This window comes from Streptomyces sparsus (genome assembly GCF_054776295.1).
The window spans coordinates 1-1063 of sequence record NZ_BAAHCA010001297.1 but is presented as its reverse complement, the minus strand read 5'-3'; the positions used below and the strand labels follow the sequence as shown (position 1 = coordinate 1063).

Sequence of the window (1063 nt, the reverse complement as noted above, 5' to 3'; positions counted from 1 at the left end):
CAGCCGGTGGCGAAGCTGCGCTGGCTGGCTCGGCAGGAACCGGAGGCCGCCGCCCGGGTCGCCGCCGTGCTCCAGCCCCACGACTGGCTCACCTGGCAGCTGCTCGGCAGGCCTGCCCGCCGCACCACCGACCGGGGCGACGCTTCCGGCACCGGCTACTGGTCGGCAGCCACCGGCAGTTGGCGGGGCGACCTGGTGGAGCTGGCACTGGGCCGGCCCGTCGCACTGCCCGAGGTGCTCGGCCCCGCCGAAGCAGCCGGGCACACCCCCGAGGGCCTGCTGATCTCCGCGGGCACCGGTGAGACGATGGCCGCCGCCTTCGGCCTCGGCATCAGCCGGGGCGACGCGGTGGTGTCGCTCGGCGCGTCCGGCTCGGTCTCCGTGGTGCACCACGAGGCCCTGGTCGATCCCAGCGGCACCATCACCTCCTACGCCGACGCCACCGGCATGCACCTGCCGGTGGTGCGCACCCTGAACGCGGTGCGGGTACTGCGCGGCACCGCGGAACTGCTCGGCACCGACCTGCCGGGCCTCTCCGAGATGGCGCTGGAGTCCAGCCCCGGCTCGTACGGCCTGGTGCTGCTGCCCTACCTCGAGGGTGAGCGCACCCCCGACCTGCCGCACACCGCCGGCACCCTGGCCGGACTGCGCCGGGAGTCGATGAAGCCGGAACACCTGGCGCGGGCCGCCTTCGAGGGCATGCTCTGCGGGCTCGCCGACGCGCTCGACGTGCTGCGGGACCGGGGCGTGCAGGTCCGCCGGGTCTTCCTGCTCGGCACGGCGGCCGAACTGCCCGCCGTGCGGCAGCTCGCCCCGGCCCTGTTCGGGGCCCGGGTCGTGGTGCCGGAACCCGCCGACTACACCACGCTGGGTGTCGCCCGGCAGGCAGCCTGGGCGCTGGGCGCCTCCCTGGGCACACTGTCGCCGCACGAGCCGCCTTACTGGCCCGCTGCCGCCAGCGCGCAGTTCGACCCCGGTGACGACGGGCCCGTCGGGCACGCCGTGCGTCAGCAGTACATCGCGGTGCGGGACCAGACACACCCCGGCGCGTTCGCCCGCTGAG

General features: G+C 75.5%; 1 protein-coding gene. It reads left to right on the top strand.

Going from position 1 to position 1063, the window contains the following annotated elements; translation table 11 throughout:
* Window positions 1-1062 (top strand): FGGY-family carbohydrate kinase (locus tag ACYVE9_RS28010; RefSeq protein WP_461030688.1); only part of this gene is annotated, 1062 nt, incomplete at its 5' end.
* Between the last annotated feature and the right edge of the window lies 1 nt (window position 1063).